Source organism: Burkholderia sp. SIMBA_051 (assembly GCF_046534915.1).
In the GTDB taxonomy this organism is placed as follows: domain Bacteria; phylum Pseudomonadota; class Gammaproteobacteria; order Burkholderiales; family Burkholderiaceae; genus Burkholderia; species Burkholderia ambifaria.
This window is the reverse complement of sequence record NZ_JAWRXS010000246.1, coordinates 1-274: the sequence shown is the minus strand read 5'-3', so window position 1 is coordinate 274 and position 274 is coordinate 1. Positions and strand designations below refer to the sequence as shown.

Here is a 274-nt window from a genome sequence, read left to right as displayed (position 1 = left end):
GTGGCAAAGACTTCGAACGGCGAGTGGAAAGCGTGTGTGGCACGTGGCCGGCTGTTGAGGCTGTCAGCGATGTCATCAAGGTCGTCCTGGCTGTAGACCGAGAGATCCGTGCCCTTGGGCAGATACTGGCGTAGCAGACCATTGGTGTTCTCGCACGTGCCACGCTGCCAGGGGCTGTGAGGGTCGCAGAAATAGACCTTCACACCGGTCGCGGCAGCGAGCTCCTGGTGGCACGCCATTTCCTTGCCCTGGTCGTACGTGAAGCTCTGTCGTA

1 protein-coding gene is annotated in these 274 nt (G+C 60.6%); it reads right to left on the bottom strand.

From position 1 onward, the window contains the following. Positions 1-274 (bottom strand): IS30 family transposase (locus tag SB771_RS34380; RefSeq protein WP_410721961.1); only part of this gene is annotated, 274 nt, incomplete at both ends.